Origin of the sequence: Paenibacillus pinisoli (assembly GCF_003605435.1) — a bacterium.
GTDB classification, from domain to species: Bacteria; Bacillota; Bacilli; order Paenibacillales; family Paenibacillaceae; genus Pristimantibacillus; species Pristimantibacillus pinisoli.
The window spans coordinates 399,886-416,957 of the sequence record NZ_QXQB01000001.1 but is presented as its reverse complement, the minus strand read 5'-3'; the positions used below and the strand labels follow the sequence as shown (position 1 = coordinate 416,957).

At 51.5% G+C, this 17,072-nt stretch carries 21 protein-coding genes; all 21 read left to right on the top strand.

What is annotated here, in order from left to right; genetic code table 11:
• Positions 1–48: 48 nt before the first annotated feature.
• The 21 genes from hslV (at position 49) to D3P09_RS01855 (ending at position 17,062) form a co-directional block, all read left to right on the top strand.
• A complete protein-coding gene (gene hslV, locus D3P09_RS01955) occupies positions 49–594 on the top strand; it encodes an ATP-dependent protease subunit HslV (protein WP_120106722.1) in 546 nt (181 codons plus the stop codon).
• A 24-nt stretch (positions 595–618) separates the two neighbouring features.
• Positions 619–2,019: an ATP-dependent protease ATPase subunit HslU gene (gene hslU, locus D3P09_RS01950; protein WP_120106720.1), complete on the top strand. Its 1,401-nt coding sequence runs from the start codon at positions 619–621 to the stop codon at positions 2,017–2,019.
• Between the two features lie 28 nt (positions 2,020–2,047).
• A complete protein-coding gene (gene codY, locus D3P09_RS01945; protein WP_120106718.1) occupies positions 2,048–2,818 on the top strand; it encodes a GTP-sensing pleiotropic transcriptional regulator CodY in 771 nt (256 codons plus the stop codon).
• A gap of 220 nt (positions 2,819–3,038) precedes the next feature.
• Positions 3,039–3,449: a flagellar basal body rod protein FlgB gene (gene flgB, locus D3P09_RS01940; protein WP_120106716.1), complete on the top strand. Its 411-nt coding sequence runs from the start codon at positions 3,039–3,041 to the stop codon at positions 3,447–3,449.
• Positions 3,450–3,452: 3 nt separating this feature from the next.
• A complete protein-coding gene (gene flgC, locus D3P09_RS01935; protein ID WP_120106714.1) occupies positions 3,453–3,905 on the top strand; it encodes a flagellar basal body rod protein FlgC in 453 nt (150 codons plus the stop codon).
• Between the two features lie 41 nt (positions 3,906–3,946).
• Entirely contained in the window at positions 3,947–4,252 is a 306-nt protein-coding gene (fliE, locus tag D3P09_RS01930; RefSeq protein WP_120106712.1) for a flagellar hook-basal body complex protein FliE, read from the top strand.
• A 42-nt stretch (positions 4,253–4,294) separates the two neighbouring features.
• Positions 4,295–5,872 (top strand): flagellar basal-body MS-ring/collar protein FliF, encoded by a 1,578-nt coding sequence (gene fliF, locus D3P09_RS01925; protein ID WP_120106710.1) that lies wholly within the window; start codon positions 4,295–4,297, stop codon positions 5,870–5,872.
• A gap of 11 nt (positions 5,873–5,883) precedes the next feature.
• The gene (fliG, locus tag D3P09_RS01920; RefSeq protein WP_120106709.1) at positions 5,884–6,897 is read left to right on the top strand and encodes a flagellar motor switch protein FliG; all 1,014 of its coding nucleotides are present in this window, start codon (positions 5,884–5,886) and stop codon (positions 6,895–6,897) included.
• Entirely contained in the window at positions 6,890–7,729 is an 840-nt protein-coding gene (locus tag D3P09_RS01915; protein ID WP_120106707.1) for a FliH/SctL family protein, read from the top strand. The genes fliG and D3P09_RS01915 overlap by 8 nt, the downstream gene beginning before the upstream one ends.
• Complete coding sequence (fliI, locus tag D3P09_RS01910) at positions 7,716–9,041, top strand: flagellar protein export ATPase FliI (RefSeq protein ID WP_120106706.1); 1,326 nt, start codon at positions 7,716–7,718, stop codon at positions 9,039–9,041. The genes D3P09_RS01915 and fliI overlap by 14 nt, the downstream gene beginning before the upstream one ends.
• 7 nt (positions 9,042–9,048) lie before the next feature.
• Positions 9,049–9,495, top strand: coding sequence for a flagellar export protein FliJ (gene fliJ / locus D3P09_RS01905; RefSeq protein WP_120106704.1), 447 nt, complete (start codon positions 9,049–9,051; stop codon positions 9,493–9,495).
• 35 nt (positions 9,496–9,530) lie between these two features.
• Complete coding sequence (locus D3P09_RS01900) at positions 9,531–10,436, top strand: magnesium transporter MgtE N-terminal domain-containing protein (RefSeq protein WP_120106702.1); 906 nt, start codon at positions 9,531–9,533, stop codon at positions 10,434–10,436.
• 52 nt (positions 10,437–10,488) lie between these two features.
• Positions 10,489–11,862 (top strand): flagellar hook-length control protein FliK, encoded by a 1,374-nt coding sequence (locus D3P09_RS01895; RefSeq protein ID WP_120106700.1) that lies wholly within the window; start codon positions 10,489–10,491, stop codon positions 11,860–11,862.
• 38 nt (positions 11,863–11,900) lie between these two features.
• Positions 11,901–12,386 (top strand): flagellar hook capping FlgD N-terminal domain-containing protein, encoded by a 486-nt coding sequence (locus D3P09_RS01890; protein WP_120106698.1) that lies wholly within the window; start codon positions 11,901–11,903, stop codon positions 12,384–12,386.
• Positions 12,383–12,769 (top strand): TIGR02530 family flagellar biosynthesis protein, encoded by a 387-nt coding sequence (locus tag D3P09_RS01885; RefSeq protein WP_120106696.1) that lies wholly within the window; start codon positions 12,383–12,385, stop codon positions 12,767–12,769. Before D3P09_RS01890 ends, D3P09_RS01885 begins: the two co-directional genes overlap by 4 nt.
• Positions 12,770–12,856: 87 nt before the next feature.
• Positions 12,857–13,669: a flagellar basal body rod protein FlgG gene (gene flgG, locus D3P09_RS01880; RefSeq protein ID WP_120106694.1), complete on the top strand. Its 813-nt coding sequence runs from the start codon at positions 12,857–12,859 to the stop codon at positions 13,667–13,669.
• Between the two features lie 60 nt (positions 13,670–13,729).
• On the top strand, positions 13,730–13,936 hold the full coding sequence (locus D3P09_RS01875) for a flagellar FlbD family protein (protein ID WP_116043501.1): 207 nt from the start codon (positions 13,730–13,732) through the stop codon (positions 13,934–13,936).
• Positions 13,937–13,953: 17 nt separating this feature from the next.
• Positions 13,954–14,418, top strand: a complete 465-nt coding sequence (locus tag D3P09_RS01870) for a flagellar basal body-associated FliL family protein (protein ID WP_120106693.1) — start codon at positions 13,954–13,956, stop codon at positions 14,416–14,418.
• 37 nt (positions 14,419–14,455) lie between these two features.
• Entirely contained in the window at positions 14,456–15,457 is a 1,002-nt protein-coding gene (gene fliM / locus D3P09_RS01865) for a flagellar motor switch protein FliM (RefSeq protein WP_120106691.1), read from the top strand.
• Positions 15,447–16,676, top strand: coding sequence for a flagellar motor switch phosphatase FliY (fliY, locus tag D3P09_RS01860; protein WP_120106689.1), 1,230 nt, complete (start codon positions 15,447–15,449; stop codon positions 16,674–16,676). Before fliM ends, fliY begins: the two co-directional genes overlap by 11 nt.
• Positions 16,677–16,699: 23 nt before the next feature.
• Positions 16,700–17,062 carry a response regulator gene (locus D3P09_RS01855; RefSeq protein WP_087570964.1) on the top strand — a complete coding sequence of 121 codons (363 nt, stop codon included), beginning with the start codon at positions 16,700–16,702 and terminating at the stop codon, positions 17,060–17,062.
• Positions 17,063–17,072 lie beyond the last annotated feature (10 nt).

Below are 17,072 nucleotides of genomic sequence, written 5' to 3'. Positions count from 1 at the left end.
CATAAATCTTAAGCAACGATTTCTCATGACTTGAAGGAGGCCTGGCTGATGGAAATGCAATTTCATGCGACGACGATTTGTGCGGTGCGCCATGAAGGAAAAGGAGCTATTGCAGGCGACGGTCAAGTAACGTTCGGCAATAGCATGGTAATGAAAAATACGGCTAAGAAGGTCAGACGCTTGTACAGGGGGCAAGTCGTTGCCGGATTTGCGGGTTCTGTAGCGGATGCGATTACCCTGTTTGAGAAGTTCGAGGCGAAGCTGGAGGAGCATCACGGCAATTTGCAGCGCGCAGCTGTTGAGCTGGCCAAGGATTGGCGCTCCGATCGCGTTCTGCGCAAGCTGGAAGCCATGATGCTCGTTATGGATAAGACTGGCTTGCTGCTTATCTCCGGTAACGGGGAAATCATCGAACCGGATGATGACATTCTGGCTATCGGCTCCGGAGGCACATTCGCCCTGTCTGCGGCCAGAGCGCTCAAGCGCCATGCATCCGGCATGGATGCGAAGGATATCGCGAAGGCGTCGCTGCAAATTGCGGCAGAGATATGCGTGTATACGAACTCGAATATTATTGTAGAAGAAATCGGCTAGTACAAGAAGCGGAGGCGATGGAGAATGGGAAATGACGCACTGACGCCGCGCCAGATCGTCGCGGAGCTGGATAAATATATCGTAGGCCAAAAAGAAGCAAAGCGTTCCGTTGCCGTAGCGCTGCGCAACCGTTACCGGAGAAGCAAGCTGGATGAGACCATCCGGGATGAGATCGTTCCGAAAAACATCTTGATGATTGGCCCTACTGGCGTCGGCAAGACGGAAATCGCCCGCAGGCTGGCCAAATTGGTGCGAGCGCCTTTTGTAAAGCTGGAGGCGACCAAATTTACCGAAGTTGGTTATGTGGGCCGCGATGTGGAATCGATGGTGCGTGACTTGGTGGAGACTGCGATTCGCATGGTCAAGGCAGAGAAAACAGAAGGTGTCAAAGACAAAGCGGAGAAGCTGGCTAACGAGCGCATTGTGCTGCTGCTGGCGCCTTCCGCAGCAAAGCCGAAGTCGAACAAAAACCCGTTCGAGATGCTGTTCGGCGGCGGAGGGGAAGAGAAGGAAGAAGAGAAGGACCAAGAACAGGATCATTCCCTTCAGGCAAAGAGAAGCCTTATTCGCGAACAGCTGGCAGCAGGCCAGCTGGAGAACGAGATTATCGAGATTGAAGTGGAGGACACGTCTCCTAATATGCTCGATATGCTATCGGGCCAAGGTCCTGAAGGCATGGGCATGAATATGCAGGAGCTGTTCGGCCAGCTGATGCCGAAAAAACCTAAAAAACGCAAGCTTCCCGTGAAAGAAGCGCGGAAAGCGCTCATCCAGGAAGAAGCGAATAAGCTGATCGATATGGATGACGTTATCTCGGAATCGATCATCCGGGCGGAGCAAAGCGGCATCATCTTTATTGATGAGATCGACAAGATTGCCAGCCCGTCGCGCGGTTCAGGTCCTGATGTGTCCCGTGAGGGCGTTCAGAGGGATATTCTCCCAATCGTCGAGGGCTCAACCGTTATGACCAAATACGGCCCCGTCAAGACGGACTACGTGCTCTTCATCGCTGCAGGCGCGTTCCATGTCGCCAAGCCTTCGGACCTCATTCCGGAACTGCAAGGGCGCTTCCCGATCCGGGTGGAGCTGACCAGCCTCAGCCTGGACGACTTTATCAACATTCTGACCGAGCCGAGAAATGCGCTTACGAAGCAGTATACCGCTTTGCTGCAAACGGAAGGCATCGAAGTGGAGTTTTCGCCGGAGGCCATTCGCGAGCTGGCTTCAATAGCGGCTGATGTGAACCGCAATATGGAGAATATCGGTGCGCGCAGGCTCCATACCATTCTGGAAAAGCTGCTGGAGGATCTTTCCTTTGAGGCGCCTGAACTTTCTTTGGAAAAAATGACAATAACACCGGAATATGTACGCGAGAAGCTTGGCAGCATTGCCAAAGACCGCGATTTGAGTCAATATATATTGTAGTGGTTACAGTTTTGGGAGGCATTTGGAAATGAGTTTATTAAATAAGACAAGAACGCTGAACCGGCTGCTCCAGCGAGCGGCCGGCAAGGCACTCAGCTTTAGGGAAATGGCTGAGGTGCTATGCTCCACCGTGCAAAGCAATGTATTCGTTGTAAGCCGCAAAGGCAAGATCCTGGGCTGTGCTGCCGTGGACGTGTATGATCATGATTTTATCCGCAATCTTACGGGGGACGAGCTTCGCTTCTCGCCAGAGACGAATGCGGGCTTCCTGGAGACAGGAGAATCCATGACGAATGTTAAGCCGGAACCGGACATGTTCCAGTCGCTGTCCCGCCTCGGCGACCAGGAAGTGATGACGGTTGTTCCGATTATCGGAGGCGGAGACCGATTGGGCACTCTTGTTCTGACTAGACCGTCTGGTTCGTTTAATGATGATGATCTGGTGTTGGCGGAATACGGATCGACCATTGTCGGCATGGAGATTTTGCGTGAGCGCGCCGATGAGATTGAGCAAGAGGTTCGCAGCCGTGCTGTCGTCTCCGTAGCGGTAGGCTCACTGTCATTTAGCGAGCTGGAAGCGGTGGAGCATATCTTCGAGGAACTGGACGGCAAGGAAGGCCTGCTGGTTGCTTCTAAGATCGCCGACCGTGTCGGAATTACCCGCTCCGTCATTGTCAATGCTCTTCGCAAGCTGGAGAGCGCTGGTGTGATCGAGACAAGATCGCTCGGAATGAAGGGAACGTATATCCGGATTTTGAACCATCAGCTGCTGCAAGAGCTCGAAAAGATAAAATCATAGGACCTAGTCCGATTTAACCATGGTAGCCCTATCTTTAATCCAAAGATAGGGCTATTTTCTTATTGTAATAATTTAGGTAATTGATGAAGATATTCGTGTCAGCACAAATCGACAGATTTATCTCATTTTTTTAATGTTTTTATGTCGAATGAAGAAGGAATGGCGATTAATCTGTTGAATAGGTTACTTAAGATTTCTATAGCGAAAGTGGTGAGACTACATGAAATTGTTGAATGGCGCAGCATTTCAACGGATGGAGGCTGCGGCCTACGCTGCAGAATCAAGGCAGCGCGTCATCTCGAACAATATTGCTAACGCAGAGACGCCGCATTTCAAACGATCAGAGCTTGTATTCGAGCAATTGCTAGAGGAAACGATGGGACCCTCGCGCAAGCTGGCAGGCAGAATCAGCGACAGCCGGCATATTCCGATCGGCGCGAACGCTTCCCGATTGCCTGTTGCCAAAGTCGTTACCGATGAGTCGACTTCGATGAACAATAACAAAAACAATGTCGATCCTGATCGCGAAATGTCGCTTCTTGCGAAGAACCAACTAAGCTATTATTTGTACACCCAACAAATTAATCATGATCTGAAAATGATGCGTACTGCAATCGAAGGGAGGGGCTAATAGATGAAGCTGTCAACAGGATTTGATATTAGCGCATCGGCGTTAACGGCACAGCGCATGCGGATGGATGTCATCTCGTCGAATATCGCAAATGCCGACACGACGCGGGGAAGCTATGTGAACGGCAAATTTGAGCCGTATAAGCGTAAGCTGGTCGTATTGGAACCGACAAGCCCATCCTTCTCGAACGTCCTGGCAGGCGAAATGGGCAGGAAGGGAACAACGCAAGGCGTTAAGGTCAGCCGTATTCAGGAAGACCAGACGCCAAGCAAGCTGGTATACAATCCGACGCATCCCGATGCGGACGAAAGTGGTTATGTACATATGCCGAACGTTGACGTAGCAAAAGAAATGGTCGATATGATTGCCGCATCGAGAGCTTATGAGGCGAACGTGACAGCGATTAATGCTACGAAGTCGATGTTCATGAAGGCGCTGGAGATCGGCCGACCTTAGAATGATAGAGAACCATTCGATAGAAGACCGGAGGGAAAATAATGATTCAATCGATGTCATTGGGCCCGGTGGCCCCAGCTAAAATGGTACAGACCAAGCCGATTGAGCAAGCGACTCCGGCTGAGTTGACACAAAGCTTTGGCCAATACCTGCAGACGGCGCTCGAGAACGTAAGCGCTCAGGAGAAAAACGTACATAAACTGAATGACCAGTATCTGATTGGTCAAGCGGATGTTACTCAAGTGCTTTTGGCGGCAGAGCAGGCTCATCTCAGTTTGCAGTTTACCTCACAAGTCCGCAACAAGGTAGTTGAGGCATATCAAGAGATCATGCGGATGCAAATTTAATCGTACTTTTTTCCTAGCAAAGTATTTGGGTGAGGTGACAATGTGAACGAGAGATTCGCCCAATATCGCGAACGGCTCAAGCTGTTCTGGAGCCAGATGGGCAGAAAACAAAAAATATGGTTGGGGGCATCTATTAGCGGATTGTTGTTGGCAGTGATTCTGCTGACAATCGTGTTCACTAGAACGGAATATGAGCTCGCGTTCCAAAACCTGGATGCGACAGATTCTGCAGCGGTCATGAACTATCTGGACGCTAGCGGCATTCCTTACAAGCTTGAAGCAGGCGGCACAAGCATTCTGGTGCCTAGCAATGAAGCAACCCGAGTGAAGATCGGTGCCGGATCACAAGGTTTGGTGCAGAACGGTTCGATCGGTTTTGAAGTTTTCAGCTCTAATTCATCCAAGCTTGGCACGACGGAAAATGAGTTCAACGTTCTCTATCAGAGCGCGCTCAACGGTGAAGTGCAGAAGCTGCTTAATGGATTGCAAGGGGTAGAAAGCTCGAAGGTGCTGATCACTTCTCCGGAAGAAAGCGTGTTTCTGAGACCGGAGGATGCGACCAAAGCATCAGCTGCCATCGTCATGCAGTTCAAGCCTGGCTATAGACCGAACCAGAAAGAAATCGACGGCTATTACAACTTGGTAAAAGCCACAGTCGCGGATCTGGCGATTAAAGACATTACGATCTCGTCCAAGCAGCACGGCGAGCTAGTGTCCTCGGAAGCTGGCGGCGTTGGAACAGGCAGCTCGGACCTGGTGGAATTGCAGTTCCAGATTCAAAGCAAGTACGAATCGGACCTTAAAAAGAACATTCAAGAGTTTCTTGGCCGTATGGTAGGAAGCGACAATCTGGTCGTGAGCGTCTCCAGCAGCATGAACTTCGACAAGAAGCTTACGCAGGAGAACCTGGTCAGACCGCTGCAAAATAATAACAACAACGGCATTCTCCTAAGCGAAGAGCTGAACAGCACGTCCTCGACAGGATCTTCCGCACAAGCAGGCGGAGTTGCAGGCACGGGCGAAACCGATATACCGGGATATGAGGCGGCGGGTCAAGGGAATAGTTCTTCGGAGTCAAACTCGAGCACTCGGAACTATGAATTCGACCGGATCAACAACAGTATTGAATCCGGGCCTTTTGTCCTAAAGGATCTTTCCATTAGCATCGGTATCGAGGCGGCTCAGCTGAACGATGAGGATTCCAGAGCGGCGATTACGAATTACTTGACGACGCTCGTTCGCTCCCAACTCGCTGATTCGGGTCAGGATGTTAATGATGACGCATTGATTGGCAAAAAAGTTTCGCTTATTGCAAGAAATTTTGCAGAAAGCACAACAGCAGCTCAAACAAGCGGTCTTTCTACGCCATGGGCAATCGGTATCGGCGTTGCGGCATTGGCTGTAATCGGCGGACTCGTAGCCTTGCTGATGCGCAGACGCAGACAGGCGGAAGTTGAGGAAGTGGAGATGGTTGCTGCTCCGTCTAAAGTGGAATATCCGACACTGGATCTTGAAAGTGTCAATAACGATAGCCAAGCGCGTAAAAATCTTGAAACACTCGCCAAACGCAAGCCTGACGAATTCGTCAACCTTCTTCGCACCTGGCTTGTGGATGAATAGAGGTGCTGTAATTGTCTAAAGCGACGCAAGGTTTAACAGGACGCCAGAAGGCGGCTATCTTGTTGATTACGCTAGGGCCCGAGGTATCGGCGCAAATTTTCAAGCATCTGCGGGATGAAGAGATTGAACAGCTCACTCTTGAAATTGCCAACGTACGGAAGGTAGACAGCCATGACCGTGAGCTGATCCTTAGCGAGTTTCATCAGATTTGCCTGGCGCAGGAATATATTTCGCAAGGCGGCATCTCGTATGCCAAAGATATTTTGGAGAAGGCGCTTGGCGAGGCGAAGGCGCAAGATGTTATTAACCGCTTGACCGCAACGCTTCAAGTAAGGCCTTTCGACTTTGCAAGAAAAGCGGAGCCGACTCAAATCTTGAACTTTATCCAAAACGAAAATTCGCAGACGATCGCTCTCGTATTGTCGTATCTGCAATCCGAGCAGTCCTCGCAAATTTTGTCCTCCTTGCCGCAAGACAAGCAGGCAGATGTGGCGAGAAGGATTGCGCTTATGGACAGCACATCGCCGGAAGTCATCTCCCAGGTGGAGCGGGTCCTTGAACAGAAGTTGTCTGCAACGGTCACGCAGGATTACACGAATGCGGGCGGCATCGATTCGATCGTTCAGATTCTGAATGGTGTAGACCGCGGTACTGAACGGACTATCCTCGACGCACTCGAGATTCAAGATCCGGAGCTCGCGGAGGAAATCAAAAAGCGGATGTTTGTATTCGAAGATATCGTCAATATCGACAACCGTTCCATTCAGCGCATTATCCGGGACATCGAAAATGCAGATTTGCAGCTTGCGCTTAAGGTTGCCAGCGAGGAAGTGCGCGAAGCGATCTTCCGCAATATGTCCAAGCGTATGGCCGAAACCTTCAAGGAAGAAATGGAATTTATGGGTCCTGTGCGGCTGCGTGACGTGGAAGAAGCCCAAACCCGGATCGTGGCTACGATTCGCAGGTTAGAAGAATCGGGTGAAATCATCATCGCGCGCGGCGGAGGAGATGATATCATTGTCTAATTTGATTAAATCTTCCAGTGTCATTCCATTAGAGCAGTTAAAGCAGCTGAAATGGGCCAATCCGTTTCCGGAGGCTGAAAGCTCCGAATCGGACAGAGAGCCGCAGGCGGAACCCGGACCGGATGAAGAAACGGTGGCGCTAAGGGATCAAATCCTGCAGGACGCCGAATTTTTCGCCGAAAACCGGCTTCGCGAGACAGCGCAGGAATGCGAGAAGATGCTCGCGGATGCGCAGGCGCAAATCGATGTCTGGTGGCTGGAAAAACGAGAGGCGGACGAGCTTGCCTCAGCGGAAGCCCGGACATCGGGATATGAGCAAGGTTTTGCTGAAGGTACCTCAGCGTCAGAAGCGCAGCTTCGCGAAAGCTGGGAGTCCAAGATTGCCGAAGCGGCTGATGTGCTGAAGCACGCGTACGCTTCGCGAGAGCAAATTATTCAGGAAGCAGAGCCGTTCCTTGTCGAACTGAGCTGTGCCATCGCCGAAAAGATCATCGGACAGCAGTTATCGCTTTCGCCGGAAATCACGATCGAGATGATTAGACGTTCATTGTCCCGCAGACGGGAGCAGGGCGTCATTACGCTATGTGTAGCCCCTTCGCAGCTGACGTTCGTGCAAGCTGCCCGGGAAGAGCTGCATGCGTCGATCGACTCGCAGGCTGAGCTGCAGATTTTGCCGGATTCCTCTGTCAAGGATAACGGATGTGTCATCCGGTCCGCTTATGGCAGCATCGATGCGAGAATCGATACACAGCTGTCGGAGATTAAACGCGAGCTGATCGCGCTTGCCCATCAGAACGATGCAGAAAGAGGACATGCGGATGAACGCGAGTAATCTGGACGCTATGAAGTATCTTGAACATCTTAGACCGCTTGATCCGGTTCGTGTGAACGGCAAGGTCACGCAGGTTATCGGACTGACTGTGGAGTCGGAAGGGCCGGATGCCAGCATTGGCGACCTGTGTTATATCTACCCGTCGAAAAGCGCAAAACCGTTGAAAGCGGAAGTCGTCGGCTTTCGGGACAACAAGGTTATCCTGATGCCGCTTGGCGATTTGCATGCCATCAGCCCTGGCTGCGATGTGGTCGGCACGGGCAAGCCGCTTACAGTCCAGGTTGGCTCCGAGCTATTGGGCAAGGTGCTGGACGGTCTTGGCAATCCGCTAGACGGATCATATCTGCCTAGCCGCATGCATCATTATTCAACCCATAATGAGCCGAGCAATCCGCTTAGCCGTCCGCGAGTGACGGAGCCGCTAAGCATCGGGGTTCGGGCCATTGACGGACTGCTTACCGTAGGGCAAGGGCAGCGGGTCGGCATATTCGCCGGTTCCGGCGTAGGCAAGAGTACGCTGCTTGGCATGATTGCCAGAAATACATCGGCTGACGTGAACGTCATTGCTCTTATCGGCGAACGCGGCCGCGAGGTGCTGGAGTTCATCGAAAAGGACTTGGGCCCGGAAGGTCTGGCAAGGTCGGTAGTTATTGTCGCGACCTCAGATCAGCCGGCGCTTATTCGTATGAAAGGCGCGCTCATCGCCACGACGATTGCCGAATATTTCCGCGACCGGGGTCTGAACGTCATGCTGATGATGGACTCTGTCACACGGTACGCTATGGCGCTTCGTGAAGTGGGGCTCGCTATTGGCGAACCGCCTGCCACGAGAGGATATACACCGTCAGTGTTCGCCGCATTGCCGAAGCTGCTGGAACGTGCCGGTACGGGACCGTCAGGCTCCATTACCGCGTTCTACACCGTATTGGTAGACGGCGATGACATGAATGAGCCGATTGCCGATGCGGTACGGGGCATACTGGACGGACATATCGTGCTCAGCCGCCATTTGGCGCATAAGGGACATTTTCCGGCAATTGATGTGCTGGCCTCAGTCAGTCGCGTTATGAAGGAAATTGTGACCGAAGAGCAGCAGGATGCAGCCAATGATTTGAAACGACTTCTTTCTATTTATAAAGATTCGGAAGACCTGATCAATATCGGGGCGTATCAGCAAGGTTCTAATAAAGAAATTGACCTCGCCCTCGAATATATCGATGCCATTCATTCCTTCACAAGACAAAAGACGAATGAAAAAGTAACGCTTGGCGAAACGCAGGAACGATTGGTGAACGAATTTCACAGGAGTTGAGTCATAGGTGGCTTCCTTTCATTATTCATTTCAGAAGGTCGTAGATTTGAAGAGCAGCCAAAAGACACAGGCGGAATGGATGCTGTCCAGCGCGCTGGGCGCCTTGTCTGCCGAGGAGAAATCGCTGCATGAGCTTCGGGACACAAAGCAAGAATGGGAGGACCGTCTTCAAGCGGCTTCGCAGCGTGCGGTTCCGCTGGCGGAACTCCAGATTATCGGTCAATATTTGGACTACTTGCAGGCTTGCATCGAGAGCAAGCTGCTGGATGTGAAGAAGGCCGAGCGGGTTGTCGAGCAGAACCGTTCCAAGCTGGCGGACAGAATGAAAGATGAGAAGGTATGGCTCAAAGCAAAAGACCATGCCATGGATCGGTTCCGGCAAGCGCTGCAGCTCAAGGAGCAAAATGAGCTGGATGAGATGGCAACTGTCCGGTTTATCATGCCAACCCCATAAGTGAAGCGTAACACCGGCTAGAGGAGTGAGTGGAATTGGCGGATACAGAAGTAGAAAAGCAAGGTTATAACGCATTCGAACGCTTGATGTTTATGTTGATACCTATCCTGTTTGTAATCGTGCTGCTTGGCGTGCTTTACGCCATGTTCGATTCAGACTTCCGCAATCGTGCTCTTGAATTCGGGCAATCGATTCCCGTAGTCAAGAATGTGCTGCCTGAACCGAAAGCGACAGTCGGCTCCGGCGATGACAACCAGATCCGTTCCATTAAAATGACGGAGAAAATCAAAGAGCTGGAAGCCGAGCTAGCGGCTGTAAAGCAAGAGCTGGCGTCTGCCAACGGGGAAAAGGGCTCTCAAGCGGAAGCGGTACAGGATTTGCAAGCCGAGAATGCGCTGCTGAAGCAGCAGAACAATGACAAGCGGCTAGAAGATGAAGAATATGCTGCCAAGATTACTGAGCTTTCAAGCATGTTCTCCAAAATGTCGCCGAGCAAGGCAGCTCCAATCGTACAAAATATGACGCCGGATGAAATCGTATTGCTATTCTCCTCCATGCGTCCGGATGACCGGGTACGCATCATGGAAAAAATGGATCCGCGTATTGCTGCCGAAGCGACGATGAAGCTGAAGGACAGCCAATCGGCAAAGGACATGCAGATTGCGGCATTGCAATCTCGTCTGGAGAAAGCTGAAAAGGCGGAGGAGAAACCTGCATCCGCTACGCTTAACCAAGAGCAGCTGAATGCTACCTTCACCTCGATGGATGCGAAGAGCGCCGGGGAGATGCTGATCAAAATGATGGAGATCAGCCCAAGCAAAGTGATTCGTATCTTGAATTCGGTTAGCGATACAGCCCGCTCCGCCATATTGACGGAAATGTCTAAAGCGGACAAGACAGCCGCCGCAAATATCATGACCAAGCTGATGTCCGGCACATAGGCGAAGCAAGCTCCTTCTAGACCATTTTGCACGGGAAAGGAGGTGAATACATATGGAAATGATTATTCCTGGCATGGCAGTATCCGGACAAGCAACCGCGATCACTGGGACGGCAACGGCGAAGACGGGTACAGGCGCTGGAGCGGAAGGAAGCTTCAAGCAGGCGCTTGTCCAGCAAATCGTCAGCGATTCGACGCCGGCCGGCAATTCTGCCCAGCAATCGGGACTTCTCGGAATCATTACTTCGCAGAATACGGTCCTATCATTGAACGCAGGTGAAACGGAAGTTTCAACAGAAGATTTGATGGCGATGATTGACGGGCTTATGGACAAGCTGGATGCAGCTGCCGAGAATGAAGCGGATTCGGGCAATTTGCTGGACCAATTGCAATCGATGCTTTATGCGCTGCAGGCGTTGCTGGCGTTGCTAGGCATTCCTGCGCCTCGTACTGGCGCATGGACGGAGGAGCAATCCGGCGGATTTGGCCAGAATGCGCAAGCGCTTGAACAGACTAAAGCAAGCATGCAGGTCGGCCTGATTCAATTGCAGGCATTGCTGCAGCAAGGCTCGCTGAAGCAAGTTCAAGGGCAAGAGCCGCATGCGCTGATTGCGAATCAGCTGCAGGCACTGACCGCAGCGCTGGCGACAGATGAATCCAAGCCATCTGGCGGCACGGTGAAGACTGACGAGAGCTCTCTGCCTTCATGGCTAGTCGCTCAGACGGCTTCGGCTAAGGATGCAAGCGCATTGCTGCAGCGATTGTCTCAGCAGACAGTTCATCCGTCAGCGCTTCAAGCTGTAATGTCCGCGCTTGGCGAGGGCCAAGCTTTGCAGACGCAGACAGAATCCCAGTCCTTCGTTCCAGCCAATGAAGCAGCAGTCCAACTGCCGCTTGTTGGCCCGCATAACGTTCGCGATTTTGCGCCGCTGCTGGCAAGATCGTCAGCGCCTACCGCGTTCGTACTGGCGGACAGCTTTGCGGAAACAATGGACGGCCTGATTGTACAGAAGTTTAACATTCGCGCTGTTGACGGCATATCGGAAGCCAAGCTCAAGCTATTCCCTGAACAGCTAGGACAAGTCGACGTACGCATCTCGATGCAGAACGGCGTATTGACCGCGATGTTCCAGACGGATTCGGCAAAAGCGAAAGATATGCTGGAGAATCAAATGGCCCAGCTCAGAGCTTCGTTGACGGCACAAGGTCTGAACGTTGAGAAGCTTGAGGTAACGCAAAGCCCGGCATCCATGGAGCTGACTCATCAGCACGGCGGACAGGGGCAGCAAGGCAAGCAAGCGTCCGACAACCGGGGCGGCTTTGGCGATGATGAGAATGTGACGGATAACGCATTTGAATCCGAACTGGTCGAGCAAGCAGCGATTCAAGGCTTGGGCTATGGCCGCGCCATTAATGAAACAGCTTAACGGCTTGAATGAGAAGCAGCGATCGGAGGTGAATCGTAATGGCAGGAACTGTTTCCTCGGGGTTGGTTTGGCCGGATTATCACAAAAACAATGTGCAGAAGGCAGCTAGTCGTCAGCCATCGGATACGCTGGGCAAAGATCAGTTTCTATCGATTCTGGTCGCACAGCTCCGCAACCAGGATCCGATGCAGCCGATGCAAGACCGGGAGTTTATCGCGCAAATGGCGCAGTTTACATCCGTTGAGCAGCTGATGAATATGAACACGGCTTTGACGCAAATGCGCAACAGCATAGGTTCGGCATCCAGCTTGATCGGCAAATGGGTGCAATGGAACGAATATGACGAGGCAGGTGCGATACAAACGCTTAGCGGTCAAGTCGAATCCATTGTATCGAAAGACGGCATCCTCTACTCCAGAATTGGAGATAAGGAAGTTGCGCTGGATTATCTGTTGTCTATCTCAGAGAGCGAGCCTCAGGCGCCGTCTACGGATGACGGTGCGTCAGGAGGGGATGCGTCATGAGCGACAGTATGAAGATCGGCCATTTATATCCGATAAGAACTGCGCCGCTGCAGCTTGACAAGGCTGCGAGAGGGCAGCAGGGAAAGCCGCCTGTATCTACCGAATTCCGCGATTTGCTGGAATCGCAGGTGCTGAATTTCAGCCATCACGCTGAGATGCGGATGGAGCAGCGTGGCATCAAGCTTCAGCCGGAATCGCTGACGCAAATTATGCGAGCCGTTGACGATGCGGCGTCCAAGGGTGCAAAGGATTCTCTTATTGTATTCAAAGATATTGCGATGATCGTGAACGTCCCGTCGCGCACCGTCGTAACGGCGATGGACGGCAAGCAGATGCAAAGCAACGTATTTACGCAAATTGACAGTGCTATTATTTTGTCTTGATAAAGGCTGGACCGTTAAGGAAGCCTTAGGCTGCGGATCGACTGAAGCAGCCGCGAGTCAAATACAACCCATTGGAGGAATAAAGCCATGTTGAGATCCATGTATTCAGGCGTTTCCGGTATGAGAGGGTTCCAAACGAAACTTGACGTTATCGGCAACAACATTGCCAACGTCAATACGGTCGGTTTCAAAGCAGGCCGTGTCATGTTCTCGGACATTTTGAGCCAGACGGTATCTGGTGTAACCGCACCTGAAGAAGGCGAACGCGGCGGCGTGAACGCCAAGCAAATCGGGCTGGGCGTATCGGTTGCTTCTATTGATACCATTCATACAGCAGGCAGCGCCATGACGACGAACCAGGCAAGAGACGTACGTATCGACGGCGACGGATTTTTTGTAGTATCCGCTGGCGACGGCGCTGAGATGATGCTGACGCGCGCAGGTAACTTCAACCTTGATGCTGCACGCCAGCTGGTTACTGCAGACGGATTATTCGTACTTGGAATTGACGGCGCCCCGATTGTTCTGGATGAGGAAATCACTGCATTCAGCATTAGCCAGGACGGCACGATTCTGGGCGTTACGCCTGATGGTCAAGTAGAGGTTGCGCAGCTTGGCATCGCGAAGGTTGTAAACCCGAGCGGCCTTGAGAAGCTTGGCGGCAACTTGTACCGCATGACAGTCAACGCGAATCCGGACGGCGAGTTCGAATTGCTGGCTGCCAATGACCCTGAGTTCGGCACGGGCGCAATTATCTCCGGACAGCTGGAGATGTCGAACGTTGACTTGACGGCCGAATTTACAGAGATGATCGTCGCGCAGCGCGGCTTCCAGGCCAACTCCAGAATTATTACGACTTCGGACGAAATTCTGCAAGAGGTTGTCAACCTGAAACGATAATAACAGATTGAACTAAGCGGGAGGCTACCCAGCCTCCCCTACATACGAGGGGGGTAGCTGATGATTACCGTAACGCGTTTGAACGGAACGAAAGTAACAATAAATGCACTTTTTATTGAATTGATTGAAGAGGCTGCTGATACGGTTATAACGCTTACGACCGGCAATAAGCTGGTGGTAAAAGAGAAGACTAGCGAGCTCATTGAGCTGAATCAGCAGTTTCTTCAAACAATTGGCCTCGTTGCAGCGGCCCAAAAGAGTGAATAACAGGAGGGTCTCTCGACATGAAAAAAATGTTGCCTTGGTTAATAACCATTTTGCTATCCATTACGCTAATCGCAATCGTGGCCATATTTTTGTTCAACTCGCTGTTTAAAGATCCGTCAGATGCAGAGGCGGCGAAAAAGCCTGTAAAAATTGAAGTGCTATCGGCGAAAGAACGCGTGGAGGTAACATCGGAGCTTAAGGATTTCCGCCGCAATCTGGCGGACTCCAAAAATGTTGTTATTGTAAGTTTTGCGTTTCAACTGGATTCCAAGAAAGCAAAGGAAGACTTCGACAAGATTCTTGAAATCGAGGTAAAGCCGATCATTAGCCGCACGCTTGCGGATATGACGGCAGAGGACCTTAGCGGTTCCGCAGGCGAAGATGCGCTGGAAGCCAAGCTGCTCAACCTGATAAATCCTGCTCTGCCGAAAGGCAAGCTGGTGAAGGTGGAAATTACAAACATTATGGTTGCGGGCATGTAATTAGCCGCAGCGATATTCCTCGAAGGGGGTGAGAGAATTGGTTGATGTATTATCGCAGAACGAAATTGACGCGCTGCTCGCTGCGCTGTCCTCTGGAGAGATGGACGCCGAGGACTTAAAGAAGGAAGAGATTTCGCGCAAGGTAAGTGTATATGACTTTAAGCGTGCCGTTCGTTTCTCGAAGGATCATATCCGAAGCTTGACACGCATTCACGAAAACTTCGCGCGATATTTGACAACCTATTTCTCGGCGCAGCTTCGCACTTTTGTTCAGATTAACGTCGTTGACGTTGAACAGTTGCCTTATGACGAATTTATCCGTTCCATTCCGAAGATGACGATATTGAACATTTTTGAAGCTGAGCCGCTCGAGGGACGCATGGTGCTGGAGGTTCATCCGAACGTCGCTTATGCGATGCTGGATCGAATGCTTGGCGGACAAGGGATCGCGCCGTCGAAGATCAACAACTTGACCGAGATCGAAACTACGGTGATGGAGCGGATCTTCGCAAGGACGTTCGACAGCCTTCAGGAAGCGTGGAAGACCGTTATCGATATTTCGCCTAGGCTGGAAGCGCTGGAGACGAATCCGCAATTCATGCAGATCGTATCTCCGAACGAGACAATTGCCCTTATATCCTTCAGTACGAAGATCGGCGATACAACCGGCATGATTAACCTTTGTATCCCGCATGTCGTGCTGGAACCGATTATGCCAAGACTGTCCGTGCATCATTGGTTTGTGTCGCAGAAGAAGGAGCGCATACCGGAAGAGGTTGAAATTCTGGAGCAGCGCGTCCACAAAGCCAAGCTTCCGATCGTTGCGGAGCTGGGCGAGACATCGATTACCGTCCATGAGTTCCTGAATCTTGGTCTCGGCGATGTGCTTACGCTTAATAAACCGGTCGATGAAGGTCTGAAAATAAAAGTTGGTGAAAAATTGAAATTTATCGGCAGCCCTGGCTCAATTCGGGATAAGATGGCTGTCCAAGTGGAAGAGATTGTGAGCGAAGGAGCGGAAGAAGATTATGACGAGTAAAGATTATTTGTCACAAGAGGAAATCGACGCATTGCTTCGTCAATCCTCTAATGAACCAGATGAAGTGATGGCGCCGTCGAACGAAGTGCAGCTTTCCGATTACCTGTCCTCGATCGAGCAGGACGCCTTGGGCGAAATCGGCAACATTACCTTCGGCAGCGCTGCTACCGCACTGTCGACCTTGCTTGGGAAAAAAGTAGATATTACGACGCCGCAAGTGACGCTGGTCAGACGTGAAGAGCTCGGCGATATTTTTCCGAAGCCGCATGTAGCGGTAAGCGTGCAATATGTAGACGGCTTTGAAGGAATCAACTCCTTGGTGATCCGTACGAAGGACGCTCAGGTCATCGCCGACCTCATGCTTGGCGGCGAAGGCGAAGTGACTGCAGAGGATCTGAATGAGATTCATATCAGCGCCGTGCAGGAAGCGATGAACCAGATGATGGGCTCATCCGCTACATCGATGTCGACGATCTTCAACCGATTTGTCAATATCTCGCCGCCAGGAATTGATATTCTGGATGTGAATAATGGCGACGGCATGAATCACCTGCCGCCGGTCGATGTATTTATCAAAATCTCGTTCCATCTGACGATTGGGGACCTGATCGACTCTACGATTATGCAGCTCCTTCCGGTCTCCTTCGCCAAGCAGATGGTTTCGACTTTGATGGGAACGGCAGAAGAGCCAATCGCTCAATCCGATGCGCCTGCCACCCAGCAGATCGCAGCGGCAGAGCAACAAGCGGCGGTGCAGCAGACGGCTGCAGCAAGTGTAGCGCCTCCGCCGCAGCCGATGACGCAGCAAGCGCCTTCGCAGCCTGTCGCACAGCCTGCGGGAGCTTATGATCCGTATGGCGCTCCGCCTGCCGGATACGCGCAAAGCGCGAGCCGCAATGTCAATGTCCAGCCTGTACAATTCGCGAATTTCAGCCAGCCGGCATATGCGCCGACTGACGGAACGAATTTGAATTTATTGCTCGACATTCCGTTGAAGGTCACTGTAGAATTAGGAAGGACCCAGAAGCAAATTAAGGATATTCTCGAGCTGTCGCAAGGCTCTATCATCGAATTGGACAAGCTGGCAGGCGAGCCGGTTGACATTCTGGTCAACAACAAGCTCATCGCCAAAGGAGAAGTCGTCGTTATCGATGAGAACTTCGGCGTTCGCGTTACGGATATCGTTAGCCAATGGGACCGCATCCAAAAATTACAATAACAACATCCTAGGAGGAAATGAAGATGGCAAACCGCATTCTTATCGTAGATGATGCTGCATTCATGCGCATGATGATTCGCGATATCTTGTCAAAAAACGGATACGAAGTAGTGGGCGAAGCTCAAGACGGCGCGCAAGCAGTCGAGAAATATAAGGAACTGAAGCCTGACCTGATTACAATGGATATTACTATGCCTGAGATGGACGGAATTTCCGCCTTGAAGGAAATCAAGAAGATGGATGGCAATGCCAAAGTCATTATGTGCTCCGCGATGGGACAACAAGCTATGGTTATCGACGCCATTCAAGCTGGCGCCAAAGATTTTATCGTCAAGCCTTTCCAAGCTGATCGCGTAATCGAAGCTATCAAGAAAACGCTCGGCTAACGGTTTTTCC